Here is a 464-nt window from a genome sequence, read left to right on the forward strand (position 1 = left end):
CAGCTCCCCACCTACCGTTTGCATGTTCTGAACAAACTCGCGGAGCGCGGCATCCGCGACCCCTATCAGGACCAGCTTGTCGTGACCCTGCCTGAAGCGCCGGTGGCGGCCTCCGTGCGCTCGTTCGCCCCGCTCTCGATCATGTACCTGGCGAGGCCTACCCATCTCGCCACATCCCAGTCAACGCGCGACACACCACCGCTACCCTAGCCGCGCCTCGGCGAGCGCCACCCGCGCTCCCGGTCAGACCTTCCCCAGCCGCCCCACTTGCGCGTCCCCCGAGCACCTCCCCGTCCGTCCGCCGCGATGATGGCCCTCCCTTTTCATCAGCCACGCGTATTGCTTGTCTCCGACAAACCCCTACCCTCCCACGGTCATCCCGTCTCCTTTCCGGCCGCCCACGCTATCCGGCAACCCCTCTGCCCCGTGCCACCAGATTCTCCTCCCCACCCCGACCGCGCCCG

The 464-nt window shown here is 68.1% G+C and carries 1 pseudogene; it reads left to right on the forward strand.

The features are described from left to right. Nucleotides 1-189, forward strand: a pseudogene (locus A6V37_RS41415) (MarR family transcriptional regulator); the annotation flags it as partial. Nucleotides 190-464 lie beyond the last annotated feature (275 nt).

It is taken from the genome of Paraburkholderia ginsengiterrae (assembly GCF_001645125.1).
In the GTDB taxonomy this organism is placed as follows: Bacteria; Pseudomonadota; Gammaproteobacteria; order Burkholderiales; family Burkholderiaceae; genus Paraburkholderia; species Paraburkholderia ginsengiterrae.